15 protein-coding genes are annotated in these 16,838 nt (G+C 51.0%); 4 read left to right on the top strand and 11 right to left on the bottom strand.

Annotated features, from left to right (window positions below; genetic code table 11):
* Nucleotides 1-20: 20 nt before the first annotated feature.
* The gene (sdhA, locus tag K7397_RS09275; RefSeq protein WP_223067663.1) at nt 21-1,766 is read right to left on the bottom strand and encodes a succinate dehydrogenase flavoprotein subunit; all 1,746 of its coding nucleotides are present in this window, start codon (nt 1,764-1,766) and stop codon (nt 21-23) included.
* Between the two features lie 15 nt (nt 1,767-1,781).
* Nucleotides 1,782-2,453 (bottom strand): succinate dehydrogenase cytochrome b558 subunit, encoded by a 672-nt coding sequence (locus tag K7397_RS09270; protein WP_223067662.1) that lies wholly within the window; start codon nt 2,451-2,453, stop codon nt 1,782-1,784.
* 271 nt (nt 2,454-2,724) lie between these two features.
* Between K7397_RS09270 and K7397_RS09265 the strand changes: the two genes are divergently transcribed.
* Nucleotides 2,725-3,639: a LysR family transcriptional regulator gene (locus tag K7397_RS09265; RefSeq protein WP_223067661.1), complete on the top strand. Its 915-nt coding sequence runs from the start codon at nt 2,725-2,727 to the stop codon at nt 3,637-3,639.
* Between the two features lie 104 nt (nt 3,640-3,743).
* Here the strand turns inward: K7397_RS09265 and K7397_RS09260 are convergent, their stop codons facing one another.
* Nucleotides 3,744-4,421, bottom strand: coding sequence for a potassium channel family protein (locus K7397_RS09260; protein WP_223067660.1), 678 nt, complete (start codon nt 4,419-4,421; stop codon nt 3,744-3,746).
* Nucleotides 4,422-4,679: 258 nt separating this feature from the next.
* On the opposite strand from K7397_RS09260, the gene K7397_RS09255 reads away from it, so the two are divergent.
* Entirely contained in the window at nt 4,680-6,350 is a 1,671-nt protein-coding gene (locus K7397_RS09255) for a CPBP family intramembrane glutamic endopeptidase (protein WP_237690801.1), read from the top strand.
* Nucleotides 6,351-6,383: 33 nt separating this feature from the next.
* Here the strand turns inward: K7397_RS09255 and uvrC are convergent, their stop codons facing one another.
* The 4 genes from uvrC to K7397_RS09235 form a co-directional block, all read right to left on the bottom strand.
* Nucleotides 6,384-8,378 (bottom strand): excinuclease ABC subunit UvrC, encoded by a 1,995-nt coding sequence (gene uvrC / locus K7397_RS09250; RefSeq protein ID WP_223067658.1) that lies wholly within the window; start codon nt 8,376-8,378, stop codon nt 6,384-6,386.
* Nucleotides 8,379-8,462: 84 nt separating this feature from the next.
* Nucleotides 8,463-8,774, bottom strand: a complete 312-nt coding sequence (trxA, locus tag K7397_RS09245; protein WP_223067657.1) for a thioredoxin — start codon at nt 8,772-8,774, stop codon at nt 8,463-8,465.
* Nucleotides 8,775-8,977: 203 nt separating this feature from the next.
* Nucleotides 8,978-9,931 carry a primosomal protein DnaI gene (gene dnaI / locus K7397_RS09240; protein WP_223067656.1) on the bottom strand — a complete coding sequence of 318 codons (954 nt, stop codon included), beginning with the start codon at nt 9,929-9,931 and terminating at the stop codon, nt 8,978-8,980.
* Between the two features lie 23 nt (nt 9,932-9,954).
* Nucleotides 9,955-11,469 carry a replication initiation and membrane attachment family protein gene (locus K7397_RS09235; protein ID WP_223067655.1) on the bottom strand — a complete coding sequence of 505 codons (1,515 nt, stop codon included), beginning with the start codon at nt 11,467-11,469 and terminating at the stop codon, nt 9,955-9,957.
* Nucleotides 11,470-11,678: 209 nt separating this feature from the next.
* On the opposite strand from K7397_RS09235, the gene hemQ reads away from it, so the two are divergent.
* Nucleotides 11,679-12,425, top strand: coding sequence for a hydrogen peroxide-dependent heme synthase (gene hemQ, locus K7397_RS09230; RefSeq protein WP_223067654.1), 747 nt, complete (start codon nt 11,679-11,681; stop codon nt 12,423-12,425).
* 86 nt (nt 12,426-12,511) lie between these two features.
* Here hemQ and K7397_RS09225 read toward each other — a convergent pair whose 3' ends face one another.
* Nucleotides 12,512-12,772, bottom strand: coding sequence for a hypothetical protein (locus K7397_RS09225; RefSeq protein ID WP_223067653.1), 261 nt, complete (start codon nt 12,770-12,772; stop codon nt 12,512-12,514).
* Entirely contained in the window at nt 12,773-13,966 is a 1,194-nt protein-coding gene (locus K7397_RS09220; protein ID WP_223067652.1) for an NAD(P)/FAD-dependent oxidoreductase, read from the bottom strand.
* A gap of 380 nt (nt 13,967-14,346) precedes the next feature.
* On the opposite strand from K7397_RS09220, the gene K7397_RS09215 reads away from it, so the two are divergent.
* Nucleotides 14,347-15,348 (top strand): NAD(P)/FAD-dependent oxidoreductase, encoded by a 1,002-nt coding sequence (locus K7397_RS09215; protein ID WP_223067651.1) that lies wholly within the window; start codon nt 14,347-14,349, stop codon nt 15,346-15,348.
* Between the two features lie 238 nt (nt 15,349-15,586).
* On the opposite strand, the gene sda is transcribed toward K7397_RS09215, so the two are convergent.
* Together sda and K7397_RS09205 are read right to left on the bottom strand one after the other, a co-directional pair.
* A complete protein-coding gene (sda, locus tag K7397_RS09210) occupies nt 15,587-15,730 on the bottom strand; it encodes a sporulation histidine kinase inhibitor Sda (protein WP_223067650.1) in 144 nt (47 codons plus the stop codon).
* A gap of 278 nt (nt 15,731-16,008) precedes the next feature.
* A complete protein-coding gene (locus K7397_RS09205) occupies nt 16,009-16,671 on the bottom strand; it encodes a YheC/YheD family protein (RefSeq protein ID WP_223067649.1) in 663 nt (220 codons plus the stop codon).
* Nucleotides 16,672-16,838: the final 167 nt, after the last annotated feature.

The following is a 16,838-nucleotide window of genomic DNA, read 5'->3' as shown; positions in this document are numbered from 1 at the left end:
CTCCCCTTAACATGAAACCTTTACTTATCCTTGGAATAATCCCGGATCCGGGGAGGTATCAACGATACGTCCACATCTTCATAAGAAATTTGCGGCCCGTCCGAGGTCCATTTTGCCTTCGTCGTCTTCAGAAATTCCTCGTCGTTTCGCTTAGGATAGTCCGGCTTGTAATGAGCGCCGCGGCTCTCGTTGCGAAGCAGCGCCCCGAGCGTCATCGCCTCGGCCAGCTCCAGCATGTTCCACAGCTGGCGGGTGAAGGACGCCCCGGTATTGTTCCAGCGGGACGAATCATTGATATTGATGCGCAGATAGCGCTCCTTCAGCTCTTTTATTTTGCCTATGGTCGCTTCCAGCTTGCTGTTGTAGCGCACGACCGTCATGTTGTCGGTCATCCACTGGCCAAGCTCCTTATGAATAACATAAGCGTTCTCGGTTCCGTTCATCGCCAGCAGCCGCTCGTACTTTTGCTCCTGAGCCTTCTTCGAGGCCTCAAACACAGCAGGGGATACATCGCCTGAGGACTTCTTCAGGCCGCGTATATATTCGATCGCCTTCGGCCCTGCAACCATGCCGCCGTAGATCGCAGAAACAAGCGAATTGGCGCCAAGGCGGTTCGCTCCGTGATATTGATATTCGCATTCTCCGGCGGCGAACAGGCCGGGAACATTGGTCATCTGGTTGAAATCCACCCACATGCCGCCCATCGAATAATGCACGGCCGGGAAAATCTTCATCGGAATTTTGCGCGGATCGTCTCCCATAAATTTCTCATAAATTTCGATAATGCCGCCGAGCTTCACGTCAAGCTCCTTCGGATCTTTGTGCGAGAGATCCAGGTAAACCATGTTCTCGCCGTTAATGCCCAGCTTCATATCGACGCAGACGTGGAAAATTTCGCGGGTGGCAATATCCCGGGGAACGAGGTTGCCGTAGGCCGGATATTTTTCCTCAAGGAAGTACCAGGGTTTGCCGTCCTTGTAGGTCCAGATCCGCCCGCCTTCGCCGCGCGCCGATTCGGACATCAAGCGCAGCTTGTCATCCCCCGGAATCGCCGTCGGGTGAATCTGAATGAATTCGCCGTTGGCGTAATGCACGCCCTGCTGATAAACCGCGCTTGCCGCCGTACCGGTGTTGATTACGGAGTTGGTCGTTTTTCCGAAAATGATGCCGGGTCCGCCTGTGGCGAGAATCGTCGCGTCTGCGGCAAACGATGTAATCTCCATTGAACGGAGATTTTGGGCGCATATGCCGCGGCAAATGCCTTCATCATCCATCACCGCGCTTAAAAATTCCCACGTTTCGTACTTCGTTACGAGCCCTGCCGCTTCATAGCGGCGCACCTGTTCGTCCAGGGCGTACAGAAGCTGCTGTCCGGTCGTGGCCCCCGCAAACGCCGTACGGTGGTGCTTCGTGCCGCCGAAACGGCGAAAATCGAGCAGCCCTTCCGGCGTACGGTTGAACATGACGCCCATGCGGTCCATCAGGTGGATGATGCCGGGAGCCGCCTCGCACATCGCCTTGACCGGAGGCTGATTCGCCAGGAAATCCCCGCCATATACCGTATCGTCAAAATGCTCCCAGGGAGAATCCCCTTCCCCTTTCGTATTTACGGCGCCGTTGATGCCGCCCTGGGCGCAAACCGAATGCGAACGCTTTACGGGAACGAGCGAGAACAGCGATACAGGAACGCCTGCCTCGGCCGCTTTAATCGTCGCCATCAGGCCTGCGAGACCGCCGCCTACGACAATGATGCCTTGATTTGCCATATTGATTGTCACTCCTTATCCTATGACTGTCTTCAGCGTGTGCAGCATGGCTGTGCCGCTTGCCTCAAATTCCATACCCCGGAATACGAACAGCGACCAGGTGAACATGACCGCCACTATAACGAAAAGTCCCATGCAGATATAGGAAGAAACCCGCTGTGCCCGCGGTCCAATCGTGATTCCCCAGCTGACCATAAACGACCAAAGCCCGTTGGTGAAATGGAAGGAAACCGCCAGTACGCTGATCAAATAGATCATAAAGAATACGGGCTGGGAAACGATATCATGGATGAGTCCGCCAAGCTCCTCATGCGTTACATTGCCGAGCGCAACCTGAACGCGCGTCTCCCAGATGTGCCAGCCGATGAAGAAAAGGGCTATGACGCCGGTTACCCTCTGCAGCAGATATCTGAGGTTGCGTTCATGTCTGAAGCGCCCGTTATTCGGCTTGGCCTGAAGAGCTATATAAGTCCCGTATACACCATGATAAAGCAGCGGCAGCCAGATGCCGAAAATCTCAAGGATGAGCACCAGCGGCAGGCTGTTGATCCAAACCACGCTGTCTTTGAAGCCCTGCTCGCCTCCTTCCACCGCCGAAAAATTGGTGATCATATGTTCCAGAATAAAAAAACCTAACGGAATGACACCCAGCAGCGAGTGCAGTTTTCTGGAATAAAACCCTTTCATAAATCCGCATACCCCTTTCCGTTCCGTCTTTGCCGATGATGGCGTTTACACTTTAATTCGATTCAAATCGCGGCAAGGCGTCAAAGTGCATTTTGGTTTGACCATACGCCGGTCGCTCTCTGTCATAACATAAGATGTGAACAACTTGTGTCGCCTTCAATGTTACTCTTTTTTATCTTATAATGGAATTGCAATATATTTATTAAATGTTATGCGATTATCGAATAAGCAAATGGAACAGGTTTGTAAAAATAGGAAAGGAAGCGCTGTCATGTTTGAGGATTTGCTGGTATTCACAACGGTAGTGGAGCAGTCCAGCTTGAACAAGGCGTCAAAGCTATTAAATTTGTCTCAGCCCGCCCTTTCCCGCAAAATCGCGAAGCTGGAGGAGGATTTTGGCGTTGCCCTCTTTTATCGTAAAGGAAAACGGCTCGAACTCACCGAAACGGGCCAGGCGGCCTATACGTATGCCATGGAGCAGCGGCGGCGCCATCATCAGTTCATGCAATCCATCTCCCGCTACAAAATGGCAGCCCGCACGATCGTGACGCTTGGCGCCAGCCTGACAACGATCCAGACAACGCTGCCTCCGCTTGTCGAGGCGCTTATGAACAAATACCCCGACACGGAGCTTAAGCTCGTCACCGGGAAAACACATGAAATCGTATCCCAGGTCAAAGACAGCAAAATCGATCTCGGCGTCATCGCCTCCTCCATTGCCGAACCGGGACTGCAGTGCGTTCCGCTGTTTCAGGACCATCTGGAGCTGGTCGTTCCCCGCCAGCACGAGCTGGGTCTGGAGGGCAAAACAGCCTCCATGGAGAGCCTGAACGGCCTGCCGATGATCACTTTCTCCAAAGGAACCTGGTACCGCAGGCTGGTGGATGAACTCGTCGGCAAATACGCCGTGATTCCCGACACTCGGATGGAGATCGATTCTTTCGAAGCCATTGTCCGGCTGCTTCCCATCTGCAAGGCGGCCGCGCTGCTGCCGAGATCGTATTTGCGCCCGCAGCTGCTGCGCGACAATGATCTGGTCTCCGTACACCTGAAGGAGCTCGAGGAGACCCGGCGCGCCACCTGCCTGATCTATCCCCATAAAACCGACACCGGGGCCCAGACCCAGGAATGGGCAGCAGAAATCAAGGATCTGTTCCGGAGCAGCCTGTCTTTTCCGGCCAAATAAAGCTTCAGCCGTGGAACGGGCAGCCCTTGGACAAAGCAGCCGCCAGAGGTGCTTGTCCTGCAGGCTTTCCGTAGGATGATTGCCTTTTCAATACAATACCGAATTTATTGGCCTTCCTCATATTCATCAAGGGAACTTTCGAATTCGTGTATGCTTTCATTGGTCCCGATGATGACCATGATATCATTCGAGGTTAGCCGATCCATCGAAGTCGGCGCAACAATGCAGCCGTTCAGCTTTTGCAGCGCAACAATGCTGCAGCCGAACCGCGACCGGAGTTCAAGATCGCTGATCGTTTTGCCATCCAGAGCCGCCGGCACGGTCAACTCCACAATGCTGTAGTCTTTCGACAATTCAATGTAATCCAGCAGATTCGGTGTGACCAGCTGGTGGGCCACCCGGATACCCATATCCCGCTCCGGAAAAATAACCCGGTCCACGCCAAGCTTCTCGAGCGCCCGGCCATGCAGCACGGACACCGCTTTGGCGACGACCTGCTTCATTCCCAGCTCTTTCAGCAAAATCGCCGCCAAAATACTGACCTGCATATCTTCGCCGATTGCCACGATGCCGCAATCAAAATTCCGGATCCCGAGCGAACGCAGCACGTCCTCATCCGTCGCATCTGCAACCACGGTATGAGTCAGAAAATTGCTCATATTCCCGACGACTTCCTCGTCCCGATCAATTCCGAGCACTTCATAGCCCAAATCCATGAGCTCAAGAGCAAGGCTTGAACCGAAACGGCCCAAACCAATTATGGCAAACTGCTGATTTTTCATAACAATGGTCATTCCCCTTATGCAATCATATAACAAGGATTATAAGCTTTATTTCGGTGAATCACAAAATATTTGACCGAATCCGGAATCCCCTTCGCCATGCAGTAGTATAATATAGGCTAATCAAGCATGCTCCGGTTTTATTTTGCTGTCCATTTTCGGGCCCGCAAGCCTTGGGTCATGTCAGGTCTTTCTGGAAAGCATCGCCGCATTTATGTTATGTTACTTTTAAAGAACATTATTAAAGGAGTTGTCTTTTTGAAACCAAAAGTGCTATGGAGTCTGGCCTTGCTCGGTCTTGTTCTGTTTGTGATTGTACAGGTGCTGCCGATGACAAGCTCGGAGTCGCCGGACTCCGGCAGCTCGATCAGCAAGGAACAGGCTGTGCAAACAGCGGCCGATTTCGCCGCGAATACGCTGGGGATTTCGAACATACCGAAGGAGAATGCTGCCGTTACATATACTACTCAGTCGGATCTTTACGGTTATTTGTCCAAGGAAAATCTGCTTGCCGAATATAACCGGAAATATGCAAAGCAGTTTCCTACGGAAAGATTTCGGGTTCAGTTCAAGCACCCGGATTCGCATCTTGACGCTTTGAATATCGAAATCAATATGAAAGAAGGCAATGTCGTCGGATTTGATGCGGGCGAATTGTGGAATATCCGCGTGAAAGACGATTTATTGAAGAAGGATGATGGAAGTTCCAAGATAAAGGATCTGGAAGGCAGCATAACTGCCGATGAAAAAGAAGAGCTCGCCGCTCCTTACGTGAAAGCGCTCGGGTTTAATCCGGATCAGCTGTCGCTGGACACCTCCAGTGATATAGGTTTAACGTATAACGTTAAAGGTTATACCTTAGGGGACACAAAGGGGCAGCTTAAGTTTCATTTTGAATACGGGGAGGTATCTTCCCTCGAATCACGCTTCAGCGTTCCGCAGGCGCATACCGATTACATTAACAGCCAGACCCGGCTTGCGACTTGGCTTACCATGGCCGGATACGGACTGCTCACCTTCATTCTCGGCATTCTGGCCATCGTATACAGCGCCAGAACGCGGCCTTACGCTTCCTTTAAACGCGGCATTTTTCTGAGCTTATTCTATTTGTTTATCAATGTGGCCAGCACGCTCAATATGATGCCTGCCTTTGAGGCAGAGGGCTTAAGCGGAGGGGCTCTGACCTTTGCTCTCGTCTTTCAGATGATCACCACGCTGGTGATGGCCGCATCGATCTATTTCTCCCTGGTCGGAGGGGATGGCCTATGGAAGGTGAAAGGCTCGAATATGTGGTTGCGGTCCCGCGATCCGGGGTATGGAAGCCATGTGCTGCAAAGCGCGATCAACGGCTACGCCTGGGCGCTCATTCTGCTCGGTATTCAATCGGTCATTTATATTGTCCTTGGCCTGACGATTCATACCTGGTCGACGACCGATGAAACCCAGTCGCCTTACAACATGGTCTATCCGTGGCTGTTCCCGCTGATGGCCTGGATGGCGGGCATCGGAGAGGAAGCCGTTTACCGGCTGTTCGGCATCCCGATGCTCAAAAAAATCGTGCGCAGCACCTTCGTCGCCTGCCTCATTACGACGTTCATCTGGGCGCTGGGACATACGCTGTATCCGATTTATCCTGTCATCTCAAGACCGATTGAGCTGACGTTCATCGGACTTCTGTTCAGTTATATTTTCCTCCGCCACGGTTATATCGCTGCCATGTTTGCCCATGTGATCTTTGACAGCATTCTGATGGGCCTCAGTCTGATCCTGATGGGCGGAGCCCTGAATATCACGATCGGCATCGTCACCTTCGCTTTGCCTGCCGTCGTCGGTTATGTTATTCAGCGGTTCAATCCGCCCGGCCGTGAACGCCCGGCGTCCCCGCGAAACGATAATTATGTCGAAGGGCTTGCTTCCATAACGGACTGACCCCGAGTGCCTTTAAATGAAGAGGAGCCGTCTTTACGACGGCTCCTCTTCATTTAACGCTTCGATAATCCGTGCGGCAAGCTTATCGCCGATCGAAAGAGGCCGAAAGTCTTCGACTGAGGCCTCTTTCATTTTTTTGATCGAACCGAAGTGCTTGAGCAGCAGTTTGCGCCGCTTCTCCCCGATGCCCGGAATGGAGTCCAGCTTCGACGTTACCATCGACTTGCCCCGCTGGTCGCGGTGGAAGGAAATCGCAAACCGGTGAACTTCCTCCTGAATCCGCTGGAGCAAATAAAACTCCTGGCTGTCCCGAGGCAGATCGACCGGCTCCGGCGGATCGCCTATCATAAGCTGGGCAGTTTTATGCTTGGCATCTTTGACCAGCCCGCAAACCGGAATAAACAGCCCCAGCTCATTCTCCAGCACATCGATCGCTGCAGAAATCTGCCCTTTGCCGCCATCAACCACGATCAGATCGGGCAGCTGCAAATTTTCCTTCAGCACCCGCTCATAACGGCGGCGAACGACCTCGCGCATCGACTCGTAATCGTCCGGTCCCTGAACCGTCTTGATCTTGTATTTGCGGTACTCCTTCTTGTCCGGCTTGCCATCCGTAAAGACGATCATGGCCGAAACCGGATTGGCGCCCTGAATGTTCGAATTGTCGAACGCCTCGATGCGACGGACGGAATCCAGGCCAATGTGCCGGCCGAGATTGTCTGCTGCCTTGGACGTTCTTTCCTCGTCACGGGCGATGAGCCGGAATTTCTCGTCGAGGGCAACGCGCGCATTGTCGGTCGCCATCTTGACCATCTGGCGCTTCAGCCCGCGCTTCGGCAGCAGCACCTTGACGCCGAGCCACTCCTGCAAGGATGCGGCCCCGCTCGCGTCCTCCACGGCGCCCTCCTCCACGGCTTCTGCCGCTCCGTCAGCTGCAGGTTTGTCGCCTGAAGCTAAACCTTCAGCCGTATCGTGAGCCGCAGTCGCAGTATTCCCGGCCTCCGGCTCTCCGGCCGCAGGAGGCTCTTGCCCGGAATCGGCCGGCTCTGAAGTTACGCCTTCACCCGGCAGCAAAATTTCCTGCGGCAGAGCCGGGTTGTCGCTGTAATACTGCGTCACATAAGACAAAAAGTCGCCGTAGGCGTCCCCGTAGAACGGGAAGCTCGAGGCATGCCGTTCAATCATTTTTCCCTGGCGCATATATAAAATCTGCACGCACATCCAGCCTTTGTCGACGGCAAAGCCAAAAACGTCGCGATCCCGGGAGTCGGCCATCGTAATCTTCTGCTTCTCCATCAAGGCATCGATATTGATAATTTGATCGCGAAGCTCCTTGGCCCGCTCGAAGTTCAGATCCTCGGCCGCCTCTTCCATCTTGTGCTGCAGCTCTTTCTTGATCTCCTCATGACCCCCGCTTAGAAAACGGGTAATTTCCTGGGTAATTTCTTCGTAGGTTGTCTTCCCAACTTCCTGAACACAAGGGGCCATACACTGCCCCATATGGTAATAAAGGCAGACTTCCTTCGGCATCACATTGCATTTGCGCAGCGGATACATCCGATCAAGCAGCTTCTTTGTCTGCTGGGCCGCATAGGCGTTCGGATAGGGCCCGAAATACTTGGCCTTGTCCTTCACGATCCGCCGGGTCACCTCCAGCCGCGGATGGGCTTCATTCGTTATTTTGATATATGGAAAAGTTTTGTCATCCTTAAGCAATACGTTGAAGCGAGGGTGGTGCGCCTTGATCAGGTTGCACTCCAGAATCAACGCTTCCTTATTGCTGCCTGTGACGATATATTCGAAATCCCGAATCTCGGAAACGAGCCGCTGGGTTTTGCCGTCATGACTGCCTGTAAAATAGGACCGTACCCGGTTTTTCAATATTTTCGCTTTTCCTACATAAATGATGGTGCCTTCCTTGTTCTTCATCAGGTAGCAGCCCGGCAGATCGGGCAGCAGAGCCAGCTTGTGGCGGATGGCCTCCAGCGCTTTCTCCTGCTCCTGCAATTCATCTATAAATGAATCCACGCTCCGTCTCCTCTCCGCATGGAATATGGCATCACTCGAAGAAAACGCCTCCGGCAGCCGGAGGCGTTAGATGGGCAATATCTATTATTGGTGTTTGCCAATAAGGTTCTTCAAAGCATCTTTGGAGTTAACTCCGACAACTTTGTCAACCGGTTGACCATCCTTGAACAGGATCAAAGTCGGAATGCTCATAACCCCGAAACGGGATGCGGATTCCGGATTTTCGTCCACGTTCACTTTCGCGATTTTGGTGTCTACTTCGCCTGAGAGCTCTTCAAGGATCGGAGCGATCATTTTGCAAGGTCCACACCAAGGCGCCCAGAAATCGACAAGAACCGTTCCTTGTCCTTCCACTTCGGTACCGAAAGTAGAATCGGAAACATTAACGATTGCCATGTATATTCCCTCCTGTAAAAGTATTGGGTTCTGCAAGTTTGCCCTTAGGCAGCAGCAATCTTCATCGCCGCTTTAAAAGCACCCGCCAAACTCAAACTTCATCTGTATGAGTAATGACGTGTCCGGAAATGGACACAATTGCATTATAACATTTTTTTAGCAAATAGGAAATGGGAAGCGGCTCCCTTATCGAGGGTAAAAATTCAGCGCGCTCTCCGCTGATTGCTTCCATTGACCGGTACGAGATCCACGAACGGAGCGATACGGTCCATAAGCCGCTGGCCTTTATAGGCTTCCTCCCCGTCCTTGCTGGTGAAGCTTAGATGCTTCTCAAGCCCGGCCAAATCGTAATTTGAAGTATAAAATGTAGGACGGCGGTTCATCCGGTAATTGAGAATGGAACCAAGAATATGGTCACGTACCCAGGGGTTCAGATTTTCAGCGCCGATATCGTCAAAAATAAGCAGATCCGCCTGCTTCATCGTTTCGAGCATTTCCTTCAATCTCTGGTTGTCCTGCATCATGAACTTTAGCTCTTCCACAAACTCCGGCATGTAGACAATGACGCCGGTATATCCGAATTCAGCAAGCTCATGCAGCAAATAGGACATGAGAAACGTTTTGCCTGTGCCGAAATGACCGACCAGATAAAGCCCCTTGTTTGGGAGTCCCTTTTCTCTGGCATCGCTTATATATTGAACAACTTGACCGACGGCCGGAGCCCGCCCCATATCTCTGGCCATGATTTCCACAACATTATAACCTTCGCTCAGCGCCCGTTCATCCACATAAAAGCTCCGCACCCGGTTCTTCACTTCGGTTTCATGCTCATAAGCAAGCTGCTTCGCGCAGGGAACCTTTCGTTCGTACAGCTGCGGTGCGGCAGTGACCGTTTCCACCGTCAGCCTCGTATAATGACCCTGAAAATCATTGGGACAGCGTTCCAGCCCCGGGCACGCCGCGCAGTTTCTGCTGTCTTTCACATATTGGTGCAGCTTGCCCAAGTGGAGCGTAAGCTGGCTTTTGTCCAGCTCCGGATGGAGAGCCAGCAGCTCCGCTACCTTAGGATCACCAAGCAGCTCCTGTATAATTCGTTCGGAGCGTGCCTTTATCTGCGGACTTTTCATTTGGGACAGCAGTTCTCCCAAGGATTCCATATACTCATCTCCTGCTTGTTATCTCAAACTTCCTTCTTGTGACCGCTTTGCATACGTTCGGCCAGCTTCAGCAGCTTGGCAAATTCTTCCTCGGTAACGGTTCCGTTCTGCTGAGCCGAACTTTGCACGATCGGAATTTCCGGTTTGCCCTTCGCACTGCGGGAATATGCTCTTCCTCTGCCTGTCTGGGCCGCCAGGGCCGGCTCGGACGTAGCCGTCTTCTTCACTTTGGACTGCTCGCGAATATAAGTAACGGCCTTCTCATATGTAGTGACCTGTTTCAGGAGCATATTCGATGCAATGGTTTCGACGAATTTGCGGTTGATCCGCTGTTCTCCTCCCGATGTCAGAAGCATCATCAGATAATGAATCAATACGTTGATGACCTCGCCCGGCAGCTTGTAATTCAGATCGATTTTCTCAAAAATATCCAGCAAATTATCCGGTACCGTTCCTGGAAAAAATTTCGGCAGCAGCCGGGTGTGCGGCTCGTTGCGGAGCATCATGTTGTACTGGTGCACATCGCATTTGCCCTGCAGCTGCGGCGGCACTTCCACGTAATACTCCATCTGCACGGAGTGCTCGACCGGGAGCTCCTGGGCCGCGGCATTTTGCTCGCGAAGGGCAACCACCTTGCCTGCGGCCATATTCCGCTCTTCCTGGCGTTTCTTGCCCTGGCGGAAATGAAGATTCGCCTTATGCTGCAGCACATCCAGCTGCAGCGCTCCGTCGGGGGCAAAAATGCCGTCCTCGTCCAGCAGCCGGCACAAATCCTGAATGGAAAGTTCATATTTGCGCGCCGTATAATTGACGGCACCCAGCTTGTCCGGATCAAACCGGAGTGATTCCACATGCACACGGTTGGCAGAGCCCCTTGGAAACCGAATGATAATATCGGCATAATTGAAGCCGGGTTCCTCTTGCATTCTTTCGGGCTGTCTGGATATCGCCACTTCAGAGATCGCCTGCTCCAATTCATAATCAATCGTATGGGCGCTTAGCTCAAATATATCGTAAAAAGGGACCGACAAGTTCTCTTTGTTGACAGGATGGCCGTATTCGGCCGGCTCCTTGCTGAACAGCTGTTCCTGCAGCGACAGCACGGCAAACTTTCCGACCTTGTCCCTCAAGAGCAGGGTCAAATGCTGGGTTTTGAAGAAATCCGCCGGTGACAGGGGCGGCTGCAATTCATATTCATACGAGTAATCTTCGTTGTCCGGGACATAGATCCGGCTGCTCTGCAGCAGGCCTACGGCTTCCAGCTTGGAGGTTTGTTCAATCATAAACTTCCGTCCCTTTTCACCTGGCTCTACGCCAAGCGACAGAAACAGGCTTCGCTGCTGTTCCATTGGAGAGTATCCGACTTGGTGAAGAGGGACCTGCTGAAACAGGAAATGATAGAGTGAAACCGCAAAGCCCCCTACAATGGGCTGGTAGACCGTGCTAAGCATCCGTTGGTCCACCGTTCCGAGATTAAAGTCGCGATATACGCAATAACGGTGATTTTCCGTGTAATGATGCAGATTGTTTATGCGCAAAGTGTTTATCGCTCCTTTCTGAGCGGTATCGTTTCTCTATTCTATCACAAAAAAAATCGACCGGACTCGATAAATATTAACAAAAAACCGCAGGGAAGCCAGCAGCCCTTATCTCAAGCGGAAGACTTCATGAAAATATAATGAAGCGGTTTGCCCCTTTGTCTCTGCTTGCGCTACAATATCAGATATATACCTTGAGGAGTGATTTCATGAGTGAAGCAGCTTCAACCCTGGATGGCTGGTACGCGCTGCACGATTTCCGTTCTATCAATTGGAACGCCTGGAAGGCAACCGATGATGAGGAACGCGCAGTGGGAGTCGATGATCTCCGCGTGCTTCTGAAGGAATGGGCAGATGTGGAGGAGGCCAAAACAGGCAGTACTGTTATATATAGCATTGTGGGACAAAAAGCCGATTTTGTCATCGTTCATCTTCGGGAAACGCTTGAAGAATTGAATGCGATCGAAACGGAATTTAATAAAACAACCTTTGCCGAATATACAACCAAAGCCTATTCCTATGTCAGCGTAGTGGAATTGAGCAACTATATGGGCTCCGGAGACGGCGATCCGCGGCAGAAGCCCGAAGTGATGGCCCGGCTTCAGCCGATCATGCCAAAATCCAGACATATCTGTTTCTATCCGATGAATAAAAAACGCGAGCTTGCCGATAACTGGTACATGCTCTCCATGGAAGAACGCAGAAGCCTGATGCGCAGCCACGGACTGATCGGACGCAGCTATGCCGGCAAGGTGAAGCAGATCATTACCGGATCGGTTGGACTGGACGATTGGGAATGGGGCGTTACGCTGTTCTCTGATGACGCGCTGCAGTTCAAGAAGCTGGTCTACGAAATGCGGTTTGACGAAGTCAGCGCCCGTTACGGGGAATTCGGCCCGTTTTACGTCGGCAACCTGCTGACTTTGGAAGGGTTTGAACAGTTGCTTAAAATCTAAGGCTCGGGACGATTCCTAAAGCCTACCGGCAGACGAGCCCAACCTCTTCTAATGACTTCAAAAGGTTGGGCTCGTCTGTCTTATTCTTATTCTTCCTCTTCGTCATCCTCGTCGCTGCTGCGCAGAGACTCCAGATATTCGGCCGTAGCCCGGTCGCGATCGCGGCTTTTCTCTTTCAGCCTCTCGATCGCCGGAAGAATCAGAATATCGACTTCCTTCTGGACAACGTAAGCGAGATCATAACGCTGGTTGCCTTCCAGATACGATCCGACCTCCATCAAAGCATTGTAACGGTCCAGCTCATCACGGGTGAGCAGCCCTCTTACCTGAACACTGCAGTGCCGCATTTACAGAAATCTTCCTTTCCTCAGTACAAGTGGAATGCCCCCGATAATAAACAGATATCTTAAATCCACGAGTTTCTTTAATTGCGCCGCTTTCCAGCCCTTTACCTTCTTGTCCCCTATGATGGCAATGGCTTCACCTTTCCCCAGCGAAGCAACGGTTCCCTTGTTGTTGAACGCAAATGGTTTCGATTGTCCGCCGCGGATGGCCGCGACGATATTTTTGGCGCAGCCTGCGCCCTGCTGCATGGCAATTTGAGCCGTCGGCGGGTAGGGCCGTCCTTCGGAATTAAACATCAGCGAGTTATCGCCGATAATAAATACATTGTCCATACCCGGCGCGCGCAATGTATCGTCCACCTTTACCCGTCCGCGCATCGTTTCAAGGCCGGAAGCTTCAATAATGCGGTTCCCGCGAATACCGCCTGTCCAAACAACGGTAGCCGCTTTGATCGATTCCCCCCCAGCAAGTACAACCCCGTCGGGACGGCACTCCTGGATCGCAGTGCCGAGCCTGAAGGTGACTCCTTTTTTCTGCAGGATATCCATGGCATACTGAACGAGCTCCGCATCAAATCCGGGCAGCGCGGTAGGCGCAGCTTCAATATTGTAAATATGAACCTTGGCCGGATCCACATCATATTCCCTGCAAAGTCTCGGTATCCGGTCCGCCAATTCGGCAACGAATTCAATGCCGCTGAAGCCGGCGCCGCCAACTACAAAATTGAGCCGGTCCTTGCGGCTTTCATCCGTCTTGTAGAGCGCAAACTGATATTCGATATGCTGGCGGATCATGCGGACGGAATTGATGCTGCGGATCGTAAAGGCATGCTCCTCCATCCCCGGAATGCCGAACGTCTCGGGTTCGCCCCCAAGCGCGATCACCAAATAGTCATAAGACAAAGTACCGTCTTCCAGAATAACTTTCCGGTCGGACAGGCGAATTTCGCGGACCGCCGATTTTACAAGATCGATCTTGAACTCGTCAATCAGCTTGGAAATCGGCACACGAGTGTGTTCAATAGAGTCCGTTCCGGCAGCGGGCATATGTAAATGCGTCGTAAAGTAGTGATAATCATGTCGGTTGACAAGCGTAACATCTGCTTCATTATAGTTGAGTTCCTTTTGCAATCGTTGTGCGGTCAAAATCCCTCCGTAACCCGCACCCAAAATTACAATTTTAGGGATGGTGCTCATGTTTGGTTCTGACTCCTTCCGGCAAATCACCGATTTTATCTTTAAAAAATTTTTGGATGTGCATCAAAAAAAAATTGTGAAAAGCCACACTTGAAATTTTGTGAATAACGTAATTTTCATATCAAAAAAGTGGCCAATAACCCGCAAATTGTCCGTGAACTCCCGGAAAAATACAGCTCTGGCATTACAGTTCCATTGCATTCTATAGGGAACATCCGAAAAGATCAAGGTTTATTTTTGTTCATAATTTGGCTAATCTTGTGCTTTCCCCAAGCGTTTTAAAAAGGTAGGACTCTCGCCTCCCATTTGCATTATAGGATCGTATGCTTATAATAAAGTAGAATTGACAATATCCCAAGCTTTTGGAGGTGCTTTTATTCGTGTCTTCCCTTGCCAACAACGACGATCTCACTGATTTGCTTATTATCGGCGGTGGTCCAGCAGGTATGTTTGCCGCTTTTTACGGCGGTATGCGCCAGGCGTCCGTAAAGCTTATTGAGAGCATGCCTCAGCTCGGGGGCCAACTCGCGGCTCTCTATCCTGAAAAATATATTTATGATGTTGCCGGCTTCCCGAAAATTACCGCCCAGGAACTCGTCAACAATTTGAACGAGCAGCTGAAGCTGTTCAACCCTGAAGTATGTCTTGAAGAAAAGGTTCTTCAGGTGGAAAAGAAAGACGAGCGCCACTTTGTGGTAACAACGGACAAAGGCGTTCATCACGCCAAGGCCATCATTATTACTGCCGGTGTCGGCGCCTTCGAACCACGTCGTCTTGAACTTGAAGAAGCGGCGCAGTTCGAAAAAAGCAACCTTCACTATTTCGTTAGCGATCTGAACCAGTTCCGCGGCCGCAAGGTATTGATCAGCGGAGGAGGCGATTCTGCGGTAGACTGGGCGCTTATGCTTGAGCCGATTGCCGAGCAGGTGACGCTGATTCACCGCCGTGATAAATTCCGCGCCCATGAACACAGTGTCGAGAACCTCCATTCCTCCAGAGTAAATGTCATCACGCCAACAGAGATTACCGCCCTTCAAGGGAAGGATCAAATTGAGCGTGTGACGATCTCCCATGTAAAAACAAAAGAGTCGCAGGAAATCGAAGTCGATGACGTTATCGTGAACTTTGGTTTTGTTTCGTCGCTCGGCCCTATCGCCGAATGGGGCATTAAAATCGAGAACAATTCGATTGTTGTCGACTCGCGGATGGAAACCTCGATTCCGGGGATTTTCTCAGCCGGTGATATTACGACCTATCCGGGCAAGCTCAAGCTTATCGCTGTAGGTTTCGGGGAAGCGCCGACCGCCGTGAACAACGCAAAGGTGTATATCGATCCGGATGCGAAACTGTCTCCTGGACACAGCAGCAACATGAAGCTATAAGTCTCGGATCCGGGAGGGCGTTATGATCATTTCCCGGATATAAAAAAGGGTATCCTGCACGGATGACATGACCAACTGTCCTTCGTAGTTAGGATACCCTTGCTATTTATTCTCCGTTTATGTAAACGGCTGATAGTCGGCTAAATAACCGTTTCATCTGAATTTTGTTCCAAAAAATCAATTCATGGCTATTTCAAAGCTTCAAAACCAATCATATTCTGTCTTCCATCTGCATATCTTAATGGAGAAGTGGGTTTAATTCCACATTTAGCTCGCGCTTGTGAATTTCCGCCAACAGCAGTGCAATGAATTCCCGTTCCAACTGAAGTTCAGTGGCCATTCGATAGGAATCCAGCAGCATCTCGTCTGTTAACAGCGCCATTATTAACACATCCTTTCCTTTTTTTTTCTATCATATCAAGAATAATTTAAGAGAACAAGCGTTCTTGTTATCCACAAACAGCTGTGGAAATCCTGTGAATAAATTGTTAGTAAACCACGAAATACCTCGCCTATCGCTGAGGATACTGTGGACAAAAGTTATTCACAGGACTTTTGTGGCTGTTGGTTGTCGAAAAAAAGTTTAACTTTTTTCCTTACCTTCCAAACTATTCCTTTATGTGCAACCTTTACGCAGCGAGTCTCGACACTTAAACTAAGTTACTGAGGGCGTGTATTTACTTCAAATATCCACACTTTTCCCGCTACATCTATGCCGTAGTCAAACCCGAGTTCCCCGATTCCAGGAAAGGCGTTCTCCAATACCCTGATGCTCGTATTCGTTAATTCCCTCATTTCTTTGCGTTTGCCAGCAGCTCTCTTCCTGGAAAAAGACCTGCTGAGCCCTTCCCGGGCTGTCAATTGCAAACCGCCTTTGCACAGATTAGTCACAAACAATCCGGGACGAGCGAGGCGCCCCACCATGGAACGGTAGACCCACTCCCCATCCTGTTTGACTACCTTCACCCTGTAATCGATCGGACGGCCGGATATACGGGCAAGATGAATTCCCTGCTGGATTAAATATCTTCGTTTGACCTTCACTTTGTTCAAGGCACGGTACAGACTGTCAAAAGATTGGAATGTCCTTCTTACTTCACCTTTAGTGAAGCTATAGCCGCTTCCGTTCCAGTTCACCTTGATGACTCCGTAGCCGCCGCCTCCTCGCAAAGGCTTGATCACAACCATTCCGAACTGATGAAGCATGCTTTTTAAAGCATTCTCATCAAACAATCTGGTTTGAGGAATATGTTTGGCTATGCTGGGCTCGGCGAGGAGCGCTTCGGTCTTCAGCCACTTGTCAGCTAACTGCCTTCCTGGCATATATAACTCCCCTTTCTATCTCACTGGAGACATAGTTATATATACTCAGGGCAGCTATTGTTATCTTGGATGATTGTCCAAGGCTTCAGCCTGATTTTAGGGAGATCTGTGCTGGTCGTTGTCTAGGGGATAAATGATAAAAATAACTTCGGCTTCCCGGGAATGCC

Origin of the sequence: Paenibacillus caui (genome assembly GCF_019904135.1) — a bacterium.
Taxonomy (GTDB): Bacteria; Bacillota; Bacilli; order Paenibacillales; family Paenibacillaceae; genus Fontibacillus; species Fontibacillus caui.
This window is presented reverse-complemented; position numbering and strand designations above follow the sequence as displayed.

What these genes read in the sequence shown, in the direction of transcription:
- sdhA (WP_223067663.1), bottom strand. Translation starts at nt 1,766, where the DNA reads ATGGCAAATCAAGGCATCATTGTCGTAGGCGGCGGTCTCGCAGGCCTG.
- K7397_RS09270 (WP_223067662.1), bottom strand. Translation starts at nt 2,453, where the DNA reads ATGAAAGGGTTTTATTCCAGAAAACTGCACTCGCTGCTGGGTGTCATT.
- K7397_RS09265 (WP_223067661.1), top strand. Translation starts at nt 2,725, where the DNA reads ATGTTTGAGGATTTGCTGGTATTCACAACGGTAGTGGAGCAGTCCAGC.
- K7397_RS09260 (WP_223067660.1), bottom strand. Translation starts at nt 4,421, where the DNA reads ATGAAAAATCAGCAGTTTGCCATAATTGGTTTGGGCCGTTTCGGTTCA.
- trxA (WP_223067657.1), bottom strand. Translation starts at nt 8,774, where the DNA reads ATGGCAATCGTTAATGTTTCCGATTCTACTTTCGGTACCGAAGTGGAA.
- dnaI (WP_223067656.1), bottom strand. Translation starts at nt 9,931, where the DNA reads ATGGAATCCTTGGGAGAACTGCTGTCCCAAATGAAAAGTCCGCAGATA.
- hemQ (WP_223067654.1), top strand. Translation starts at nt 11,679, where the DNA reads ATGAGTGAAGCAGCTTCAACCCTGGATGGCTGGTACGCGCTGCACGAT.
- K7397_RS09225 (WP_223067653.1), bottom strand. Translation starts at nt 12,772, where the DNA reads ATGCGGCACTGCAGTGTTCAGGTAAGAGGGCTGCTCACCCGTGATGAG.
- K7397_RS09220 (WP_223067652.1), bottom strand. Translation starts at nt 13,966, where the DNA reads ATGAGCACCATCCCTAAAATTGTAATTTTGGGTGCGGGTTACGGAGGG.
- sda (WP_223067650.1), bottom strand. Translation starts at nt 15,730, where the DNA reads ATGGCGCTGTTAACAGACGAGATGCTGCTGGATTCCTATCGAATGGCC.
- K7397_RS09205 (WP_223067649.1), bottom strand. Translation starts at nt 16,671, where the DNA reads ATGCCAGGAAGGCAGTTAGCTGACAAGTGGCTGAAGACCGAAGCGCTC.